The following is a 2,329-nucleotide window of genomic DNA, read 5'->3' on the forward strand; positions in this document are numbered from 1 at the left end:
AACTTGCCGTGCGCGGTGTCGTAGCGGGTCAGGTGGGCGTTCGATTGGGCATTGCCGAGGTCGTTGATGGCAACGATCTGGATGTCATTCTTCTTGCCGCCTTCGTAATGCGCACGAAGAATGTTGCGGCCGATGCGGCCGTAGCCGTTGATTGCGACGCGAATGGTCATGGTTTTCTCCTGAACGTAATTAAGCTAAAACCGATTTCACTTTGGCGATCACGTTTTCAGTCGTGAAGCCGAAGTGCTTGAACAGAACTCCCGCCGGTGCGGACTCGCCGAAGGTGTCGATACCCACCACGGCGCCTTCCAGGCCGACGTACTTGTACCAAAAGTCCGTAACGCCGGCTTCCACCGCAACACGCGGCAAGCCTTTCGGCAGGACGCTTTGCTTGTAGGCGGCATCCTGGCGGTCGAACAAATCCGTGCACGGCATGGAAACCACGCGCACCGGCGTGCCCTGCTTGGCCAGTTCGTCAGCCGCCTTCACTACCAGCTCGACTTCGGAGCCGGTTGCGATCAGCACGGCCTTGGCGTCCGGCGCATCGCGCAAAACATAACCGCCACGGTTGATGGCAAGAATTTGTTCCGGCGTGCGCTCCATGTACGGCAGGTTCTGGCGCGAGAAAATCAATGTGGTCGGGCCATGACGGCGCGCGACGGCATGTTTCCATGCGATTGCAGATTCGACCGTGTCGCAAGGACGCCAGTTCTCCAGGTTCGGAATCAGGCGCAGGCTGGACACATGCTCGATCGATTGGTGCGTCGGGCCGTCCTCGCCCAGGCCGATCGAGTCGTGCGTAAAGACGAAAATCGAACGGATCTTCATCAGCGCCGCCATGCGAAGCGCATTGCGGCTGTAGTCGGAGAACGTCAGGAAGGTGCCGCCGAACGGGATGTAGCCGCCGTGCAAGGCAATACCATTCATGACGGCGCTCATGCCGAATTCGCGAACACCGTAGTTGATGTGGTTGCCCGCATGGTCGGCACGCACCGCAACGCATTCTTTCCAGTTGGTCAGGTTGGAACCGGTCAGGTCGGCCGACCCGCCGAGGAATTCCGGCAGGACCGGAGCCAGTGCCTGAATGGCATTCTGGCTGGCCTTGCGGGTCGCGATGTTTTCTTTCTTTTCGACGCATGTTGCGATGTAGGCGTCGATCGCATCGTTCAGCTTGCCCGGCAACTCTCCCTTCATGCGGCGCAACAGTTCGCCCGCTTCCTGCGGATAGCGCTCGTCATAGGCCTTGAACAATTCGCTCCACTCGCCTTCGAGCTTCTGGCCGGACGTCTTGGCATCCCATGCCGCATAGACATCGGCGGGAATTTCGAAGGCTTGGAAGTCCCAGCCGAGCGCTGCGCGGGTGGCGGCAATTTCCTTGTCGCCCAGGGCTGCGCCGTGCACGTCATGTGTGCCAGCCTTGTTGGGGCTGCCTTTGCCGATCACGGTCTTGCAGCAGATCAGGGTCGGCTTGTCGGATTTCTTTGCGGCAGCAATGGCGGCGTCCACAGCGGCAACGTCGTGGCCATCCACGTTGCGGATGACGTTCCAGTTGTAGGCTTCGAAGCGCTTCGGGGTATCGTCGATGAACCAGCCTTCCACATGGCCGTCGATCGAAATCCCATTGTCGTCGTACAACACAACCAGCTTGTTCAGGCGCAAGGCGCCTGCCAGCGAGCACGCCTCATGCGAAATGCCTTCCATCAGGCAACCATCGCCAACAAAGGTATAAGTGTGGTGATCGACGATATTGAAGCCTGGCTTGTTGAATTCGGCGGCGAGCAGGCGTTCCGCGAGCGCCATGCCGACCGCGTTGGTCAGGCCTTGGCCGAGCGGACCGGTGGTGGTCTCGACGCCCGGCGTTACATGCACTTCCGGATGGCCGGCGGTCTTGGAATGCAGTTGACGGAAATTCTTGATCTCTTCCATCGGCAGGTCGTAACCGCTCAGGTGCAGCAGCGCATAATGCAGCATGGAGCCATGGCCGTTGGAGACAATGAAACGGTCGCGATTGATCCAGTGCGGATTGGTCGGGTTGTGGCGATAGTGCCGGGTCCATAGCGCGACGGCGATTTCCGCCATGCCCATGGGCATGCCGGGATGGCCCGAGTTCGCCTTCTGTACTGCGTCCATTGCCAAGGCGCGGATTGCGTTGGCCATCTTGTCGGTCGGGAGAGTGGGAGTCATGTCAAATCAAGGTGTGTGGCGGGTCTTGGTGCCGACTCCGGTCCGGCTTGGAACCAGAGGGTGCAAAGCCCGGTATTTTACCAGACTGAACCGCGCGGAATTAAAATCGGGGATTGACTTTTGCTAACAAGGACGACATGCCAGC

Annotated in this window: 2 protein-coding genes; both read right to left on the bottom strand. The window is 59.5% G+C overall.

Features of this window, described 5'->3' with window-relative positions; genetic code table 11:
- Nucleotides 1-170 (bottom strand): glyceraldehyde 3-phosphate dehydrogenase NAD-binding domain-containing protein (locus VJ651_RS13725; protein WP_324107990.1); only part of this gene is annotated, 170 nt, incomplete at its 3' end.
- Nucleotides 171-189: 19 nt separating this feature from the next.
- A complete protein-coding gene (gene tkt / locus VJ651_RS13730; protein WP_324107989.1) occupies nucleotides 190-2,184 on the bottom strand; it encodes a transketolase in 1,995 nt (664 codons plus the stop codon).
- Between the last annotated feature and the right edge of the window lie 145 nt (nucleotides 2,185-2,329).

The organism is Noviherbaspirillum sp., assembly GCF_035254865.1.
Lineage (GTDB): Bacteria > Pseudomonadota > Gammaproteobacteria > Burkholderiales > Burkholderiaceae_D > Noviherbaspirillum.